This is a genomic window from Streptomyces sp. NPDC050147, from assembly GCF_040660195.1.
In the GTDB taxonomy this organism is placed as follows: Bacteria; Actinomycetota; Actinomycetes; order Streptomycetales; family Streptomycetaceae; genus Streptomyces.
Genome location: NZ_JBFALJ010000020.1, coordinates 150,088 through 166,256, shown reverse-complemented (window position 1 = coordinate 166,256; position 16,169 = coordinate 150,088). Strand labels below are relative to the sequence as shown.

Annotated in this window: 13 protein-coding genes; 5 read left to right on the top strand and 8 right to left on the bottom strand. The window is 70.0% G+C overall.

Annotation, left to right across the window (positions count from 1 at the left end; all coding sequences use genetic code 11):
* Positions 1-133 precede the first annotated feature (133 nt).
* The 3 genes from AB0I94_RS27950 to AB0I94_RS27940 all read left to right on the top strand — a co-directional run bounded on the left by AB0I94_RS27950 (position 134) and on the right by AB0I94_RS27940 (position 2,975).
* Positions 134-1,012 carry a hypothetical protein gene (locus AB0I94_RS27950; protein WP_363312448.1) on the top strand — a complete coding sequence of 293 codons (879 nt, stop codon included), beginning with the start codon at positions 134-136 and terminating at the stop codon, positions 1,010-1,012.
* Positions 1,013-1,075: 63 nt separating this feature from the next.
* A complete protein-coding gene (locus AB0I94_RS27945) occupies positions 1,076-2,380 on the top strand; it encodes an MFS transporter (protein WP_363312447.1) in 1,305 nt (434 codons plus the stop codon).
* Positions 2,381-2,501: 121 nt separating this feature from the next.
* Positions 2,502-2,975 carry an excalibur calcium-binding domain-containing protein gene (locus tag AB0I94_RS27940; RefSeq protein ID WP_363312446.1) on the top strand — a complete coding sequence of 158 codons (474 nt, stop codon included), beginning with the start codon at positions 2,502-2,504 and terminating at the stop codon, positions 2,973-2,975.
* A 12-nt stretch (positions 2,976-2,987) separates the two neighbouring features.
* Here AB0I94_RS27940 and AB0I94_RS27935 read toward each other — a convergent pair whose 3' ends face one another.
* The 6 genes from AB0I94_RS27935 to AB0I94_RS27910 all read right to left on the bottom strand — a co-directional run bounded on the left by AB0I94_RS27935 (position 2,988) and on the right by AB0I94_RS27910 (position 9,963).
* On the bottom strand, positions 2,988-3,494 hold the full coding sequence (locus AB0I94_RS27935; protein WP_363312445.1) for a thioesterase family protein: 507 nt from the start codon (positions 3,492-3,494) through the stop codon (positions 2,988-2,990).
* Positions 3,491-4,465, bottom strand: a complete 975-nt coding sequence (locus AB0I94_RS27930) for a 3-hydroxyacyl-CoA dehydrogenase NAD-binding domain-containing protein (RefSeq protein ID WP_363312444.1) — start codon at positions 4,463-4,465, stop codon at positions 3,491-3,493. Before AB0I94_RS27930 ends, AB0I94_RS27935 begins: the two co-directional genes overlap by 4 nt.
* A 126-nt stretch (positions 4,466-4,591) precedes the next feature.
* A complete protein-coding gene (locus AB0I94_RS27925) occupies positions 4,592-5,482 on the bottom strand; it encodes a 3-keto-5-aminohexanoate cleavage protein (RefSeq protein WP_363312443.1) in 891 nt (296 codons plus the stop codon).
* A 97-nt stretch (positions 5,483-5,579) separates the two neighbouring features.
* A complete protein-coding gene (locus AB0I94_RS27920) occupies positions 5,580-6,443 on the bottom strand; it encodes a TetR/AcrR family transcriptional regulator (RefSeq protein ID WP_363312442.1) in 864 nt (287 codons plus the stop codon).
* 228 nt (positions 6,444-6,671) lie between these two features.
* Complete coding sequence (locus AB0I94_RS27915; RefSeq protein ID WP_363312441.1) at positions 6,672-8,624, bottom strand: beta-N-acetylglucosaminidase domain-containing protein; 1,953 nt, start codon at positions 8,622-8,624, stop codon at positions 6,672-6,674.
* Between the two features lie 76 nt (positions 8,625-8,700).
* Positions 8,701-9,963, bottom strand: coding sequence for an alpha-L-fucosidase (locus AB0I94_RS27910; protein ID WP_363312440.1), 1,263 nt, complete (start codon positions 9,961-9,963; stop codon positions 8,701-8,703).
* Between the two features lie 346 nt (positions 9,964-10,309).
* On the opposite strand from AB0I94_RS27910, the gene AB0I94_RS27905 reads away from it, so the two are divergent.
* Positions 10,310-12,553, top strand: a complete 2,244-nt coding sequence (locus AB0I94_RS27905) for a terpene synthase family protein (RefSeq protein WP_363312439.1) — start codon at positions 10,310-10,312, stop codon at positions 12,551-12,553.
* A complete protein-coding gene (locus AB0I94_RS27900) occupies positions 12,550-13,509 on the top strand; it encodes an ADP-ribosylglycohydrolase family protein (protein ID WP_363312438.1) in 960 nt (319 codons plus the stop codon). Before AB0I94_RS27905 ends, AB0I94_RS27900 begins: the two co-directional genes overlap by 4 nt.
* On the opposite strand, the gene AB0I94_RS27895 is transcribed toward AB0I94_RS27900, so the two are convergent.
* Positions 13,510-14,370, bottom strand: a complete 861-nt coding sequence (locus AB0I94_RS27895; RefSeq protein ID WP_363312437.1) for a metallophosphoesterase — start codon at positions 14,368-14,370, stop codon at positions 13,510-13,512. It lies immediately after the preceding gene.
* Positions 14,371-14,410: 40 nt separating this feature from the next.
* On the bottom strand, positions 14,411-16,060 hold the full coding sequence (locus tag AB0I94_RS27890) for a cytochrome bc complex cytochrome b subunit (protein ID WP_363312436.1): 1,650 nt from the start codon (positions 16,058-16,060) through the stop codon (positions 14,411-14,413).
* Between the last annotated feature and the right edge of the window lie 109 nt (positions 16,061-16,169).

The window sequence follows — 16,169 nt, the reverse complement described above, 5'->3', positions numbered from 1 at the left end:
CGTAACAGCCGCCGCCGGACGTCGCAGCCGCCGCCGGAACACCTGTCGACCTGTCAGAACTCACCCGTCGACAGAGGTCACGTTACGTACGATTGCCCGGCAGCGATCGACCCCCCACGGAGGCAGCGCACCGATGACACCTCTCAAGACGTCCGCGAAGGCATCCGCCGCCCTGCTCGGCGCCCTCGCGCTGGCGATGGCGACCGGCTCCCCGGCATCGGCCGACACGGCCCCGAGATCCCCCGGCGGCTGGCAGGAGTCCGGCGTCTCCTCCGTCAACTCGCTCACCGGCAGCCAGGGCCTGGCGAGCCGCGCCGACGGCAGCCTCCTCTACCGGGGCCTCGGCTCGATCCCGCTCGACCTGCGGGCCAAGGGCTGGAGCCACGTCGGCGACCCGGACATAGCCGCCGGCCACACCGTCGACGCCTATCAGGGCGGCGACGACGCGAAGTCGAAGATGTTCGCCGTCACGACGCCCGGCGGGAAGCGCTACCTCTACGAGCACCGGCTCGACGCGGGCGAGAAGCTCAACAACTCCTTCGCGGCCGTCGCGCCCGGCGACCAGTGGCTGGTCTCGGGCGAGTGGGGCGACCAGAACCGTCTCCAGGTCTTCCCCGCCCCGCTCCTCAACCCCTCGACCCCGCCCACCGGCGGTGCGCTCCCCCAGGCCGGACAGATCTCGCTCGACAAGCCGGTCCGTGACATCCAGGGGTGCGACTTCGTCTCCGGCACCCGCCTCGTGTGCGCGTCCAACGACGCGTCGAAGGAGCTGTGGCCCGAAGACCGGCCCGTCCTCCAGGTGGACCTGGAGCACGCGCTCGACGGGAAGCCCGTGACGGGCAAGGTCACGAGCCTGTTCGCCGTTCCCCAACGGAGCCTGTGCCGCGGCACGTTCGAGACGGAGGGCGTCGACTACGACTCCGCTCGCCGCACGCTGCGCGTCCAGGTCGTACCGCCGGTGCCGTGCCTGGTGACGACATCGGTCTACTCGTACCGGCCGACGACCGGCTGACCCGCACACCCTCTCGGCACACCGGACGTGTGCGACGGGGCGGGGCGGGGGATGGTCGCGATCATGACACAGCGACACCGGCACGCACCCGTGCCCGAAACGCGCCCCGCTCAGCCCCGCCGCCCCATACGGCAGCTGCTCGCCGCGTCGGTGGGCAACGCCGTGGAGTGGTACGACTGGTACGCGTACACGTTCCTCGCCACGTACATCGCCGATCAGGTCTTCCCCAAGAGCTCGGGCAATTCTCTCGTACCGCTGCTCTCCACGTTCGCCGTCTTCGCCGTCGGCTTCTTCATGCGTCCCGTCGGTGGCCTGCTCATGGGTGCGGTCGCCGACCGGCGCGGCAGGCGCGCCGCGCTGACGGTCACGATCCTGCTGATGGGCGCCAGCAGCCTGCTGGTCGGCCTGACGCCGACCTACGCGTCCGTCGGGGTGCTCGCCCCGGTGATCCTGGTCCTGGCCCGGCTGCTCCAGGGCCTCTCCGTGGGGGGCGAGTTCGCGGCGTCGACGACCTTCCTCGTCGAGTCCGCGGGCCCCGGTCGGCGCGGCCTCTTCTCCAGCTTCCAGTACGTGTCGACGAGCGCGGGCCAGCTGGCCGCGTCCGGTGTCGCGGCGCTGCTCGTCGGCGTGCTCTCCGAGGGGCAGATGGACGGGTGGGGCTGGCGGCTGCCGTTCGTCATCGGCGCGGTGCTGAGCCTGGTCGGCTTCTGGATCAGGCAGGGCGCGTACGAGACCCGTCAGGCACCGCGGGACGCATCCGAACGCCCCGGCCTGTTCGACGCCCTGCAAACGTATCCGCGCCAGTCGCTGCTGATCTGCGGCATCACGGCCGGCGGCACGATCGCGTACTACACGTGGACGTCGTACCTCCCGACGTACGCCGAGTTGAACACCGACATCAGCAAGAGCCAGGCGCTGCTGTCCGGCACGCTCTCACTGGCGTTCTTCGCACTGCTCCAACCGGTCGGCGGACTGCTCTCCGACCGCTTCGGCCGCAGGCCGCTGCTGCTCTTCTTCGGGATCGGCTTCGCCGTCCTGAGCGTGCCGCTGCTGCGCTCCCTGGACGGCTCGTTCGGTTCGCTGCTCATGGTGCAGTGCGCGGGCATGGTGCTGCTCACCGGCTTCACGTCCATCTCGGCAGCCGTGAACGCGGAGGTGTTCCCCGCTCACGTCCGCGCCGCGGGGATCGGCTTCCCCTACTCCCTCACCGTCGCCCTGTTCGGCGGCACGGCCCCGTACATGGGCACCCTGTTCAAGGAGCTCGGCGAACCCGGCCTGTTCCCCTGGTACGTGGCCGTGCTCTGCCTCGCGTCATCGGTGGTGTATCTCCGGCTTCCCGAGACGGCGCACAAGGAACTGGAGCGCTAGCCCGCCCTGTTGGTCTCGGAAGCCCTGTTGTCACGGAAGCATCACCACTCACACCAAGTCCCTTCACATGCGGACATCGCAGGACTAGCGTCATGCCCCTTTCCGCACCAAGGGGGGCACCATGGCCAATCCGTATCCCGCACCGCCGTCGGCACCGAGACCCGCACCCAAGTGGGCACGCAAGCGCTTCGTGCTCCCCGCCCTCGTCCTCACCTTCTGCATCGGCCTCGGGGCCGGTCTCGGTGACGACGGCAGCACCAAGGCAAAGGCCGCCGCCAAAGACACGGGGCCGACGCCGACCGTCACGGCGACTGCGACCGCGACAGCGACCGAGACGGCGAAGCCGGAACCCGCCCCCACCGTCACCAAGACCGTCAAGGCCACGAAGACGGTGAAGGCCACCGTGACCGCCCAGCCGGAAGCGGCCGGTTCCGGCTCGGGCGACGACGACTCAGGCACCGGCGGAGGCGGCAGCGTCGCCTACGGGAACTGCACCGAGGCCCGCGCCGCGGGAGCCGCGCCCGTCCACCGTGGCGAACCCGGCTACGGACCCCACCTCGACCGTGACGGGGACGGCGTCGGCTGCGACAGCTGAGCGGACCTGCGGCTACGGCCTGCGGGGCACGGGGCCGATGGCACGGCCCGCCCACTCCGGGGCCGGTTCCGCGAGGGATGTCAGGTGTTCGCGGATCGCGTCCGGGAAGGGGGCCGAGCGCCCCGCGTTCTGGTCGACGTGGATGGCCAGGAGTTCCGTCGTCGCCGCGGGGGTGGCGTCCTGGGCGATGTCCGCGTCGGCCTCCCCGACCACGTACAGCTCGTGGGTGAAGCGGGCCTTCTTGGCGTCCGCGCCCAGGATGCGGGTGCGGACGGCGAGGTGGGCGCCCTCCGCGACGTCGTCGAGATAGCGGATGTGCGCCTCGACCGTGTAGAGGGAGCAGCCGGTCGACTCGCGGTAGCCCGCGTGCAGGCCGGTCTCGATCATCATGGCGTCGGTGGCGTAGCCGAAGACGAGGACGTAGAACGCCTCGCTCATGTGGCCGTTGTAGTCGATCCACTCGGGCCGTACGGTCCGGCGCAGGAGAGGAAGGGGCTCGTGGGGCAGGGACTCGGTCACTTGGTGTCCTCCTGTGCCGCACGCTGCTGCGGCAGGCGTCCCGTCGCCCGCAGTACGTCGATGACTCCCTGGTCACGCTCGGCGACGAGGTCGGCGATGGTCCGCCCGTCCGCCGCGTCGTCGCATCCGGCGACCACCGCGTCGTACAACTCCTTGTCCAGCTCCGGTGCTTCGAGGCGCGTCCACGGTGACTTCAGGGACGGGCCGAAGTGGTCGAGCATATGGGCCATGCCGCCCTCACCGCCCGCGAGCGCGAAGGTGAGCATGGGGCCCATGAACGCCCAGCGCAGGCCGGGGCCTTCGGTGATCGAGTCGTCGATCTCCTTCACCGTGGCCTCGCCGTTGGCGACCATGTGCAGGGCCTCGCGCCACAGGGCTTCCTGGAGGCGGTTGGCTATGAAGCCGGGCACCTCGCTCGTCATGGTGATCACGGACTTGCCCGCGACCTCGTAGAAGCGGGACGCCCACGTCACCGCGTGCGGCGCGGTCTTGTCACCGCCGACCACCTCGACCAGCGGGATCAGGTAGGGCGGGTTGAAGGGGTGGCCGACGACGAGGCGGCTCGGGTCGGCGGCCGTGGTCTGCATGTCGGTCATGGGGTAGCCGGAGGTGGAGGAGGCGATGACGACTCCGGCGGGCGCGGCGGCATCCAGCTGGGCCAGCAGGTCGCGCTTCAGCTCCAGCTTCTCGGGGGCGCTCTCCTGCACGAACTGGGCGTCGGCGACGGCCTCTTCGAGGGTGGCCGTGACGGTGAGGCGGTCCGGGGAAGCGCCTTCGGCGAGGCCGAGCCGGGTCAGCGCGGGCCAGGCGGCGCCGACCAGGCGGCGCAGCTTCTGCTCGGCGTCGGGGGCCGGGTCCCAGGCGGTGACGTCGTAGCCACGGGCCAGAAAGTGGGCGACCCAGCCGCCACCGATGACACCGGCACCTATACAGGCGACCCGGCGGACTTCTTCAGGGGTGGTCGTGGTCATGCTGGTGGGGTCCTTTCGTTGCTGCGCGGCACTGCTGAGCGGGGTCGTGCCCCGAAGGGGCGCGGGGAACTGCGCGACCAGCCACGACCGGCCCGCAGCCGGGTATCCGCGCAATCCAGCGAAGCGCTACCGCTTGAGGCCGAGCTTCTGGCGCGCCTCGTCCGGCGTGGCGACGCGCGAGCCGAGGTTCTCGGTGATCTGCACGGCCCGCTCGACGAGTTGGGCGTTGCTGACCTTGTTTCCCTTGCCGAGGTAGAGGTTGTCCTCCAGGCCCACGCGGACCTGACCGCCGAGCAGGATGGACTGGGCGACCCACGGCATCTGCATGCGGCCGAGCGCGAAGCTGGCCCACTGGGCGCCCTCGGGAAGCATGTTGACCATGGCCTGGAGGACGCCCGGGTCGGCGGGGGCGCCCCACGGGATGCCCATGCAGAGCTGGAAGACGGTGGGGTTGTCGAGCAGCCCTTCGGCGAGAAGCTGCTTGGCGAACCAGAGCTGGCCGGTGTCGAAGATCTCCAACTCGGGCCGTACGCCCAGCTCCTGGATGCGCTTGGCGCCCTGGCGGAGCATGTCGGGGGTGGAGATGTAGAGGTTGTCGCCGAAGTTGAGGGAGCCGCAGTCGAGGGTGCAGATGTCGGGGAGCAGGTCCTCGACGTGCGGGAGGCGGTCCAGGCCGCCGACGAGATCGGTGCCGGGCAGCTCGCCGAGCTGCTTCAGCGGCTCGACCGGGTCGATGACGAGGTCGCCGCCCATGCCCGCGGTGAGGTTGATGACGACGTCGGTGCCGGTCTCCTTGATGCGCTCGACGACCTCGCGGTACAGGCGGGGGTCGCGCGAGGGGTCGCCGGTCTCGGGGTCGCGTACGTGGATGTGTACGACGGCGGCGCCGGCCTCGGCGGCCTCCACGGCGGAGGTGGCTATCTGCTCGGGGGTGACGGGGACATGGGGGCTCTTGCGTACGGTGTCGCCCGCGCCGGTGAGGGCGGCGGTGATGATGACGTCTTGGTTCACGGGCATGGTGAACTCTCCCTCGGTGTGGGGTGTTGGAGAACAACTGAGGTACTGCTGAGTACGACTGAGGTACTGCTGAGGTGCTGCCGATCCCTGCCGGTGCTTATGCGGGTCTCGGCGCGGCGAGCGTCGCGTCCACGTACACGAGCAGCGCCTCGTGCATGTCGTCGGGGGTCGTGCCGTCGTCTCCCGGGGTGGAGGCGAGCACCTGGGTGGCGAGGCCGTCGATCAGCGCGGTGAGCCGGAGCGCGGCGGACTGCGGGTCGACGAGGCGGAACACGCCCTGGTCGACGCCGCGCCGGATGACGTCGGCGACCGTCGAACGCCACTGCCGGTAGTAGTCGGCGTGCAGCCGACCCACGGCGGTGGAACGGGCGGCCTCCGCCCACAGGTCCAGCCAGACGCTCCACTGCCAGCGCTGCTGCGGGGTGCGGGGCGTCTGGAGTTCGATCAGCTGGCGCAGCTCGTCGGCGGCGTCGGCCGCGTCGGCGATGCGGGCGGCCCGCCGTGCGGTGTCCTCGTCCATGCACCAGCGGACGGCGGCCTCCAGGAGGTCGTCGCGGCCGGGGAAGTGGTAGTGGATGGCGGCGGTGCTGGTGGCGCAGGCTTCGGCGATGTCCGCCACGCGTACGGCGTGGAATCCGCGCTCGGCGACGAGCCGGACGGTCTCGCGGACGATCTGGAGGGGGCGTCCGCCGTCCGGGGCCGCGGCGGTGCGTTCCCGGCGGGCCGGGGAGGCGACGGACTGAGCGCCCGGGAGCTGGGTGCCCAGGAGCCAGCCCGCGTCGACGCCGCCGGTGTCGGCGATGCGGGCGAGTTCCGCGACGGTGAAGCGGCGGGTGCCGCCGAGGGAACGGGAGAGCTTGGAAGGGTCCATCACGATGCGGCGGGCGAATTCGCGCTGGGTCACTCCGGCGTCGGCGATGACCTTGCGGACCCTGTCCGCGACCTCGGGGTCTTGCTGCATGGGCGGTCACGCTACCCGGGCATTGCGGTGAGCGCAATTTCTGGGGCACACCTTGTCCAGGCTATCTCCGGGATTGTGATGCTGACTGACGTCTCAGTTATCAGATATCGCAATGCGGGGCCCTCGCGTCGTAGGCCGTGCCCCGGCATCGCGGCGTCGCGCCCGCACACCCGCTCCCCGTGCGCTGCGGGGGTACGGGTGTGCGGGAGATGTGCCGCTCTGCGGCGGCTAGGTCCTGTCCTGGACGCCCTTGACGAACTCGTCCAGGTAAGGGTCAGCGATCTTCACCGGCCCCAGCTGATGATGCTCGGCCGGGTCCACCGTGATCGCGCGGGCCCGCTTCACCAACGACTCCATCGAGGCCCGCTCCCGCGCGGCCCCCGCGTCGTTCCCCTCCTGGGCGAAGGAGAGCGCCGCAAGGCCGTGCCCCATCGCGGAACCCCACAGTTCCGTCGCGTCCAGCCACTGCTTCGCGTCGTGCAGGAACCGCTCGTCCGGCACCCCGGCGCGCAGCACCGCGGGGACCTTCTCGATCTCCCGGGCCGTGGGCCGCAGAGCCCGTACCGCTTCGGTGGGATCGCTCTCGTACCGTTTCCAGAACGCGTCCAGCTTCGCCCCGAGTACCGGGGACTGCGGCTGCCAGTTCGACTCACCGAACGTGGGCGCCGCGTGGTTGAGGTCCACGAACGTCCGTACCGCGTCGGCGACCCGCTCATCGCCCCCGGCGAGATACAGCGCCGCCTGCCGCCCTGACCGCGACCGCTCGTACCCGCGGTCGTTCCACGAGAAGTCGTTCATGGTGAAGACGGCGAGCTTGCTCGCCCCCTCCTGGTTCATCGGGTTGGACACGATGCCGCTGAGGTGGCCGGACAGACCGGGCTCGCGCTTGTCGTAGGGCGCGAGAAGCAGCCGTCCCGCCGTGCGCGCGAAGTCGTTCACCGGGTAGTTGTCCCAGACGAACACCTTCCTTCCGAAGAGCTCGGCGGCCTTCTCGGCCTGGGAGTTGGTGATCTCCGGCGGGACCACGTCCGTGCCCGTCCACATCACCTCGACGGCTCCGTCGAGCTCGGCCCTCATCGTCTGCTTGTACGCGGTGTCCGTGAGGTCCCCGTACTCCGTGGGCACCATCTGCAGCGGATGGGCGCCCTCGTGCCGCGCGATGAAGTCCCGCTGGATGGTGTTGAGGAGCCCCACCTGCGCCTTGGCCGCGGGCCCGCGGCCCGGCTCGCCGAACTTCGCCTTGTCGGCATCGCAGTTCCACTTGGTGTAGCTGATGTCGTCCAGCGGCACGGAGAAGGACCGCACCCCGAGGTCGTACATCGCCTGGAGCTTCGCCGTCAGCGCCTTGACGTCGGCCGGGTCCGAGTAGCAGATGGAGCCGCCCGGCGAGACCGCGAACGTGAAGCGCACGTGATTGGCCGTCGCGCGGTCGATCAGCTTGCCGAGTTCGGTGAGCTTGTCCGCCGGATACGGCTCGCGCCACTTCTCCCGGTGATAGGGGTCGTCCTTGGGCGCGTACACATAGGTGTTGGCCTTGGTGTCGCCGAGGAAGTCCATCTGGTCGAGACGTTCGGCCTCGGTCCAGGGCGGTCCGTAGAAGCCCTCGATGCTGCCGCGCAGCGCCATGGCGGGGAAGTCGGAGACCTCGGCCCCCGCTATCCGCCCCTCGCCGATCAGCCGGCCGAGGGTCTGCGCCGCGTAGAACTGCCCGGTCGCGTCCTTGCCGCCGAGCGCGACGGTGCGGCGTTCCGCCCGCAGCGCATACCCCTCCGCCTGCTCGGGCACCTTCGTCCTGCCGAGCGCCTTCGCGATGTCGGGCCGGGTCGCGGGGCCGAGCAGGACGGTCAGCGGGGCACGGCCCGACGCCTTGGCCCGTACATCGATGTCGCGCACCCCGTGGGCGCGCAGCGTCTCGGTGACCCGCCGCCGGGCCGCCTCGTCCGTGCCTTCGCCGACGACGAGTTCGGCCCGCCGGGCGAGCGGCACGTCGCCGCCCACCCGTGCCATGTGCTGCGGTGTCGGGGAGACGACGGGGAGGCGGCGGGACGCGGCTTCCTCCTGCGTGGCTTTCGCCTGGCCCGGGGAAGGCGCGGCGAACGCCGAGGGGGCTGCCGGGACGGCCAGGACGGCCAGCGCGAGGAGCGCTGTACGCGGTCTGAGCGTGCGAGTGGAGCGGGGCATGGAACCTCCGGGCTTCGGGACGGGGGTGCGGGCGGGCTCGGGTGCCGAGGGGCTGACGGGGCTGACGGTCGGCGGCTCAGTCGCGCGTGTGTGTGCGGTACAGGTCGAGATCGCCGTCGAGTTCCAGGGCGATGACCGTGCACAGCGGATCGAGGTGGTCGTCGGTGAGATGGACGTACTCCCAGCCGGGTACGTCACCGAGACCGCCGACACGCTCGTGCCTCACGGCGGTGTCCCTGCCGAGCACGCGGGCGGACGTCACGCCGTTGCGCACGCCTCGCAGCACCACGTACTCATGGGGCCGGTCGAAGAGGAACAGATACAGGGTGCGGCGGTCGGCGGAGAGCGTCGAAGGGCCGTAGAAGTGGCCGTGCGGAAGGCCGCGTACCGTGCCGTAGATCGCGTCGGCGTGCCTCCCGGTCCACTCCCCCAGCGCTTCGAGGCGCTCCGTCTGTTCGGGGAGCAGCGTGCCGTCCTCCTTCGGCCCGACGTCGAGGAGCAGATTGCCGCCGCCTCCCACGGCCTCGACGAAGATGCGGACGAGCTGACGCGATGACTTGTGGCGGGTGTCCTGCGGCTGGTAGCCCCAGGAGTCGTTGACGGTGAGGCACAACTCCCAGGGCTGGGCGGGGGGTTCGATCGGTACGCCCTGTTCGGGCGTGGCGTAGTCACCGTGTCCGGTGAGACGGCCGTTGACGACGGTGTGCGGGCAGAGCGCCCGGATCTCTTCGGCGAGTTCCGCCATCCGCCACTGCTCGGGGCTGCGTTCCCACTCTCCGTCGAACCACAGCAGGTCCGGTTCGAACCGCTCCAGGAGCTCCCGCACCTGCACGCGGTGGAAGGCGAGGAAGTCCGCCCACCTCTCCTCGGATTCCTCGCCGACGGCGGGCATGGAGAAAGGGTTGCCGCGTTCGGCGGGGTCCTGGCCGTCGGGGCGCACGGTGGCGTAGTCGGGGTGTGACCAGTCCAGGTGCGAGTAGTACAGGCCGACCTTGATGTCCCGGGCACGCAGGGCGGCGACGTACGGGGTGATGAGGTCGCGTCCCGCGGGAGTGCGCTTGACGACGGACAGGTCGTTCGCCGCCGTGTCCCACAGGGCGACCCCGTCGTGGTGCTTGGCGGTGAGGACGGCATAGCGGGCCCCCGCGCGGACGAAGAGGTCGGCCCAGGCCTCGGGGTCGTAGGCGGAGGCGGTGAAGCCGTCGAGCTGCGCCATATAGCGGTCGTAAGGGACCCGGCCGTCGAAGAACGACCAGGACTCCGCGACGCCGTCCACGCTGTAGATGCCCCAGTGGAGGAAGATTCCGAGCTTGGATTCCGTGAACCACGGCTGAATCATGTGCAGTTCTCCTCGTCGTGCGTGCGCGTCAGGCCTGGCAACGTTGTCTACGGGCGGGGAGGTGCCGACGACGGCCGACGGCCACCGGACGGAAAGCGCTTGCGCGCCAGCAGGCTAGATCGAGAAAGATGCCCCGTACAAGGGGGCGTCGGACGGCAAATCCCGTTGCCGTGGGGGGCCTTGACGGGGCGGCGTTCCTGCTTCATCCTCACGGCCCGCTCATGGTTGCGACGTTTGAACCGCTGGGCTCACGCAATGGTGTGACGCTCCGGTCATCACCGCATCGCTCACCCTCGCTCGGGTAGTGCTCCGCTGTCGTGAGCCACCGTCGCGAGGAGAACGCCGGATGTCGCAGCCCTTTGAACTGCCCAGCTTCTACATGGTGCATCCCGCCCGCCTCAACCCCCATGTGGAAGAGGCCAGGGAGCACTCCGGGAAGTGGGCACGTGACATGGGGATGCTGGAGGGTTCGGGGGTCTGGGAGCAGCGCGACCTGGACGCACACGACTACGCCCTGTTGTGCGCGTACACCCACCCTGACTGCGACGGCCCGGCGCTGTCCCTGGTCACCGACTGGTATGTGTGGGTGTTCTTCTTCGACGACCACTTCCTCGAACTGTTCAAACGGACCCAGGACCGCGACGGCGGCAAGGCCTATCTGGACCGGTTGCCCGCCTTCATGCCGATGGACCTGTCCACGCCCGTGCCGGAGCCGACGAATCCGGTCGAGGCTGGTCTCGCGGACCTGTGGGCGCGGACCGTGCCGTTCATGTCCCATGACTGGCGAGCCCGGTTCGCCGAGAGCACCAGGAACCTGCTCAACGAATCCCTGTGGGAGCTCTCGAACATCAACGAGGGCCGGATCGCCAACCCCGTCGAGTACATCGAGATGCGCCGCAAGGTGGGCGGCGCGCCCTGGTCGGCGGGGCTGATCGAGTACGCGACGGGCGCGGAGGTCCCCCCGGCCGTCGCCGGCTCCAGGCCGCTGCGCGTCCTCAAGGAGACCTTCTCCGACGCCGTCCACCTGCGCAACGACCTCTTCTCGTACCAGCGGGAGATCGAGAACGAGGGAGAACTCTCCAACGGCGTACTGGTCCTCGAGAAGTTCCTCGGCTGCACCACGCAGGAAGCGGCGGACGCCGTGAACGACCTCCTGACCTCGCGGATGCAGCAGTTCGAGAGCACGGCGCTGACCGAACTCGCCCCGCTCTTCGTGGAGACCGGGCTGCCCCCGAAGGAGTGCGCGGACGTCCTGGCGTACACCAAGGGCCTCCAGGACTGGCAGTCCGGCGGGCAGGAGTGGCACATGGTGTCGAGCCGCTACATGAACAAGGGCGGCGGCGCGCCGTCGCCGCTCGACGGCCCCACCGGGCCCGGCACGTCGGCCGCCGGGATCAAGGCGCTGATCGCCGCCACGGGCGCCAAGCGGCTGCGCGGCTACACGCACGTCCCCTTCCAGCGCGTGGGCCCGTCCCTGCTGCCCGACTTCAACCTGCCGTTCGAGACGCGCCTGTCACCCCACCTGGAGGCGGCGCGCCCCCGCGCCGTGGAGTGGGCGGGCCGGATGGGCATGCTCGTACCCCAGCCGGGCGTGCCGGGTTCGGACATCTGGGACGCGCGCAAGCTGTACGGCTACGACTTTCCGCTCTGCGCGGCGGGCATCCACCCGGACGCGGACCTCGAAGCCCTCGACCTGGGCTCACAGTGGCTGACCTGGGGGACGTACGGGGACGACTACTTCCCGGTGGTCTTCGGCAGGCCCCGCGACCTGGCGGGCGCGAAGCTCTGCAACGACCGGCTCTCGCTCTTCATGCCGCTGGACTTCGCCGACATGCCGGCGGCGACGAACGCCTTGGAGCGGGGCCTGGCGGACCTGTGGGTGCGGACCGCGACGCCGATGGACGACGAGGCGCGCCGCACGCTGCGCACCGCCGTCGAGGTCATGACGGCCAGCTGGCTCTGGGAGCTGGACAACCAGGCACGGAACCATGTCCCCGACCCCGTCGACTACATCGAGATGCGCCGCCTCACCTTCGGCGCCCCGCTCACGCTGAGCCTGTGTCGCCTGGGCAACGGCCCGCAGGTCCCGCCGGAGATCTACCGCAGCGGCCCGATGCAGAACCTGGAGAACGCGGCGGTCGACTACTCGGCCCTGATGAACGACGTCTTCTCGTACCAGAAGGAGATCGAGTACGAGGGCGAGATCCACAACGGCGTCCTCGTCGTCCAGAACTTCTTCGACTGCGACTACCCGACGGCGCTCGGCATCATCGACGACCTGATGAAGTCGCGACTGAGTCAGTTCCAGCACGTAGTGGCCCACGAACTCCCGGTTCTGTACGACGATTTCGGCCTCCCTCAGGAGACACGGGACATCCTCGACCGCTATGTGCGCGAACTTGAGAACTGGATGGCGGGCATCTACACCTGGCACCGCGACTGCCGCCGCTACCGCGAGGAGGACCTGTCACACGGCCCGCTGCGGGCCCCGTCGGGATTCGGCATGGCGGCCGTACGCCCTGACTGGCTGCGGGAGTTCGCTCTGGCCGCCGACCGGCAGCTGGAAGGGGCGATTAGCCTGCTCCCATGAGTCTTGTCCCTGACCGTGCCCAGCGCGCCGCGGGCGCCCTCGTCGGCTCCGCCGTGGGGGACGCTCTTGGCGCGCCCTTCGAGTTCGGGCTGGGGGGTGACTTCTCGGCACGCTTCCCGGAGGCAGGCTCGGGCGGGGAGATGTGCGGGGGCGGCGGCTGGGACGCCGGCGAGGCCACGGACGACACACAGATGGCCGTGCACGTCGCGGACTCGCTGCTCGCGTACGCGGGTCTCGACCTGCCCGACATCTTCGGCAGGTTCCAGCGGTGGGCGGCGGCCGGGCCCAAGGACATCGGCCTCCAGACGGAGGACGTCCTGACGAACGGCCTGCCGTGGGACCTCGCCGCACAGGCTCACTTCCGGGTCAACACGCGCGCCGCGGGCAACGGTTCGCTCATGCGCGCCACCACCGCCGCCCTCTACTTCGCCCGCGACGGCCGGACCGGCACGATGGACGCGGCCCGCCGTATCGCCGCCCTCACCCACGGCGACCGCGCGGCCTGGGAGGGCACAGCCGTCTTCCACGAGCTGCTGCGACTGGCGCTGGAGGGCACCGATCCCCTGGCGCACCTCACGGAGACACTGGACCTGGTCCGTCCCGACCACCAAGGCCGGTACGCGCGCGTCCTCGCCCCCGACTGGCATCCGGACGACGCCACCGAGTTCAACGGCGCGGTCTGGCCCTGTCTGGGCTCGGCCGTGTGGGCGCTGCGCACCACGGCGACGTACGAGGAAGCGGTGCGCGCGGCGGTCGACCTGGGCGGCGACACGGACACCGTGGCCGCGGTCACCGGCGCCCTGGCCGGTGCGCGCCACGGCCTCGCCGCCATACCCACCGGCTGGACGGCTCCCCTGCACGTCCCGCTGCCGGGCTCCGCCGAGCCGGGCCGGACGCTGCGCCTCGCCGACCTCGTGGACCTCGCCCGCCGTCTGGACGCGCCCCGTCCCGGCTGATCAGCCGGCGTCCCGCGGCTGAGGCAGGATCTGGCGCAGGCGCGGGTCGGGGTGCCGCTCGCGGCTCCACTCACGTGGGTAGCCGACCGAGACCTCCTGGAAGCGGACGCCGTCGTGCCAGGTGGTGCGGGGGATGTGCAGGTGGCCGTAGACGACCGCCGCCGCCTCGTACTTCACATGCCAGTCGGCGGTCAGCTCGGTGCCGCACCACAGGGCGAACTCGGGGTAGTGCAGGATCCGGGTGGGGTCGCGCACCAGCGGCCAGTGGTTGATCAGGACCGTGGGCAGGCCGGGCGTCCGCCGGGCGAGCATCTCCTCGGTGAACGCCACCCGGGCGCGGCACCAGTCGTCGCGGCCCAGGTAGGGGTCGGGGTGCAGGAGCACCTCGTCGGTGCAGACGACGCCCGCCGCGTGCGCGGCTTCCAGCGCGTCCCGCTTTGCGTACGTGCCCTCGGGACGGAACGTGTAGTCGTAGAGGAGGAACAGCGGGGCCACGGTGACGGGGCCGCCGTCGCCGCGCCACACCGGGTAGGGGTCCTCGGGGGTCGCGGCGCCCAAGGAGCGGCACAGATCCACGAGGTGGCGGTAACGGGCCTCGCCGCGCAGCTGGTTCGGGTCGTCGCGGGGCGTCCACAGTTCGTGGTTACCCGGTGTCCACACCACTTTGGCGAAACGGTCGGTGAGGGTGCGCAGCGCCCATTCGACGTCGGCCATGCGCTCGGCGGTGTCCCCCGCGACGATCAGCCAGTCCTCGTCGGTCTCCGGGCGCAGGGACTCGAGGAACTTCCGGTTGTCGTCGTACGCGACATGCAGATCGCTGATGGCGTACAACTTCGGTTTCTTCTCGGGTACTTGTGTCACTCCGTGAGGCTAACCGCAGGGCTGACCCCGCGGTGCGCGATCAATGGTGTCCGTCCCCGCCACCCTGTTGGATCTCCAGATACTCCTCGGGCGTCGCCTTGGGCACCTGGGCCGACGGGCCGTACATGGCCCGTCCCAGGCGTGCCCTCAGCCGCTCGCCCCGGGTGACCTTGCGGGCCACGCCGTGCTCGTCGACCGCCGGGCCGATCTCGTACGGCTTGGGCTGCTCGTGCGCGGTCAGCTTGTACAACTCGCCCTGCGACAGCGGCACATGGACCTCCACGTACTCGCCATGGGGCAGGCGTTTGATCGTGCCGCTCTCCCGGCCGTGCAGCGCCTTCTCGCGGTCGCGCAGCTGCAGCCCCATGCACCATCGATGGGTCACGTAGAAGGCGATCACCGGCCCGACGAAGCAGGAGATCCGCACGAACCATGTGATCGCGTTGATGGAGAGATGGAAGTGCGTGGCCCAGATGTCGTTGCCGCCGCCGACCATCAGGACCGCGAACAGCGTCAGCCAGGCCACGCCGAGCCCGGTGCGCACGGGGGCGTTGCGCGGCCGGTCCGCGATGTGGTGCTCACGTTTGTCGCCGGTGAGCCAGGCCTCGATGAACGGATAGACGGCGATGGCCATGAGGATCAGCGGGAACAGCGAGAACGGGATGAAGACGCCCAGTTCGAGCGTGTGCCCCCAGGCGTTGATCTCCCAGCTGGGCATCACCCGGATCAGACCTTCGGAGAAGCCCAGATACCAGTCGGGCTGAGCGCCCGTGGAGACCAGGTCCGGCCGGTAGGGCCCGATCACCCACACGGGGTTGATGGTGGCGACCGCGCCCATGATCGCCAGGACCCCGAAGACGAGGAAGAAGAAGCCGCCCGCCTTGGCGATGTAGATGGGCATGAAGGGCGCCCCGACCACGTTCTTCTCGGTCTTTCCCGGCCCGGCGAACTGGGTGTGCTTGTGGTAGAAGACCAGGATCAGGTGGGCGACGACGAGGCCCAGCATGATCCCCGGCAGCAGCAGGACATGGACGCTGAAGAGCCGCGGAATGATGGCGTCGCCCGGGAACTCCCCGCCGAAGAGGAAGAAGGAGAGGTACGTCCCCACCACGGGGACGGACAGGATCGCACCCTGCGCGAAGCGGATGCCGGTGCCCGAGAGCAGGTCGTCCGGGAGGGAGTAGCCGGTGAGGCCGGTGATGATGCCGAGGAACAGCAGCGTCCAGCCGAACAGCCAGTTGACCTCGCGCGGCTTGCGGAAGGCGCCGGTGAAGAACACCCGCATCATGTGCACCAGCATGGCGGCGACGAAGACGATCGCGGCCCAGTGGTGGATCTGCCGGATCAGCAGACCGCCGCGCACTTCCATGCTGATGTCGACCGTGGACTCGAACGCCCGGGTCATCTGGATGCCCTTGAGCGGGGTGTAGACACCGTCGTAGACGACCTCGGCTCCGCTCGGCTCGAAGAAGAGCGTCAGCCAGACCCCGGTGAGGATCAGGATCAGAAAGCTGTAGAGGCAGATCTCCCCGAACATGAAGGACCAGTGGTCGGGGAAGATCTTGCGCATCTGGCTCTTGGCCAGGGTGTTGATGCCGAGACGGCCGTCCGCCCAGTCGGCGACTCGCTCCCCCTTGCCGGCCGGATCCGGCCGCTTGCTCTCCCGGGTGTGCTCGATACTTCCACTCATCCGGCTACCCCCCTCAGGCGGCTACCAGGCTAGATCAAGGACTGCCGCGAGCCAACAGGGCCCCGCCGTTTGTTAGTTGGCGATCATGGGGTGCGCAGACCAGGCCACA

Bases quoted from the DNA above. Each gene is read 5' to 3' on its own strand.
- AB0I94_RS27950 (WP_363312448.1), top strand. From the start codon at position 134: ATGACACCTCTCAAGACGTCCGCGAAGGCATCCGCCGCCCTGCTCGGC.
- AB0I94_RS27945 (WP_363312447.1), top strand. From the start codon at position 1,076: ATGACACAGCGACACCGGCACGCACCCGTGCCCGAAACGCGCCCCGCT.
- AB0I94_RS27940 (WP_363312446.1), top strand. From the start codon at position 2,502: ATGGCCAATCCGTATCCCGCACCGCCGTCGGCACCGAGACCCGCACCC.
- AB0I94_RS27930 (WP_363312444.1), bottom strand. From the start codon at position 4,465: ATGACCACGACCACCCCTGAAGAAGTCCGCCGGGTCGCCTGTATAGGT.
- AB0I94_RS27925 (WP_363312443.1), bottom strand. From the start codon at position 5,482: ATGCCCGTGAACCAAGACGTCATCATCACCGCCGCCCTCACCGGCGCG.
- AB0I94_RS27920 (WP_363312442.1), bottom strand. From the start codon at position 6,443: ATGCAGCAAGACCCCGAGGTCGCGGACAGGGTCCGCAAGGTCATCGCC.
- AB0I94_RS27915 (WP_363312441.1), bottom strand. From the start codon at position 8,624: ATGCCCCGCTCCACTCGCACGCTCAGACCGCGTACAGCGCTCCTCGCG.
- AB0I94_RS27910 (WP_363312440.1), bottom strand. From the start codon at position 9,963: ATGATTCAGCCGTGGTTCACGGAATCCAAGCTCGGAATCTTCCTCCAC.
- AB0I94_RS27905 (WP_363312439.1), top strand. From the start codon at position 10,310: ATGTCGCAGCCCTTTGAACTGCCCAGCTTCTACATGGTGCATCCCGCC.
- AB0I94_RS27900 (WP_363312438.1), top strand. From the start codon at position 12,550: ATGAGTCTTGTCCCTGACCGTGCCCAGCGCGCCGCGGGCGCCCTCGTC.
- AB0I94_RS27890 (WP_363312436.1), bottom strand. From the start codon at position 16,060: ATGAGTGGAAGTATCGAGCACACCCGGGAGAGCAAGCGGCCGGATCCG.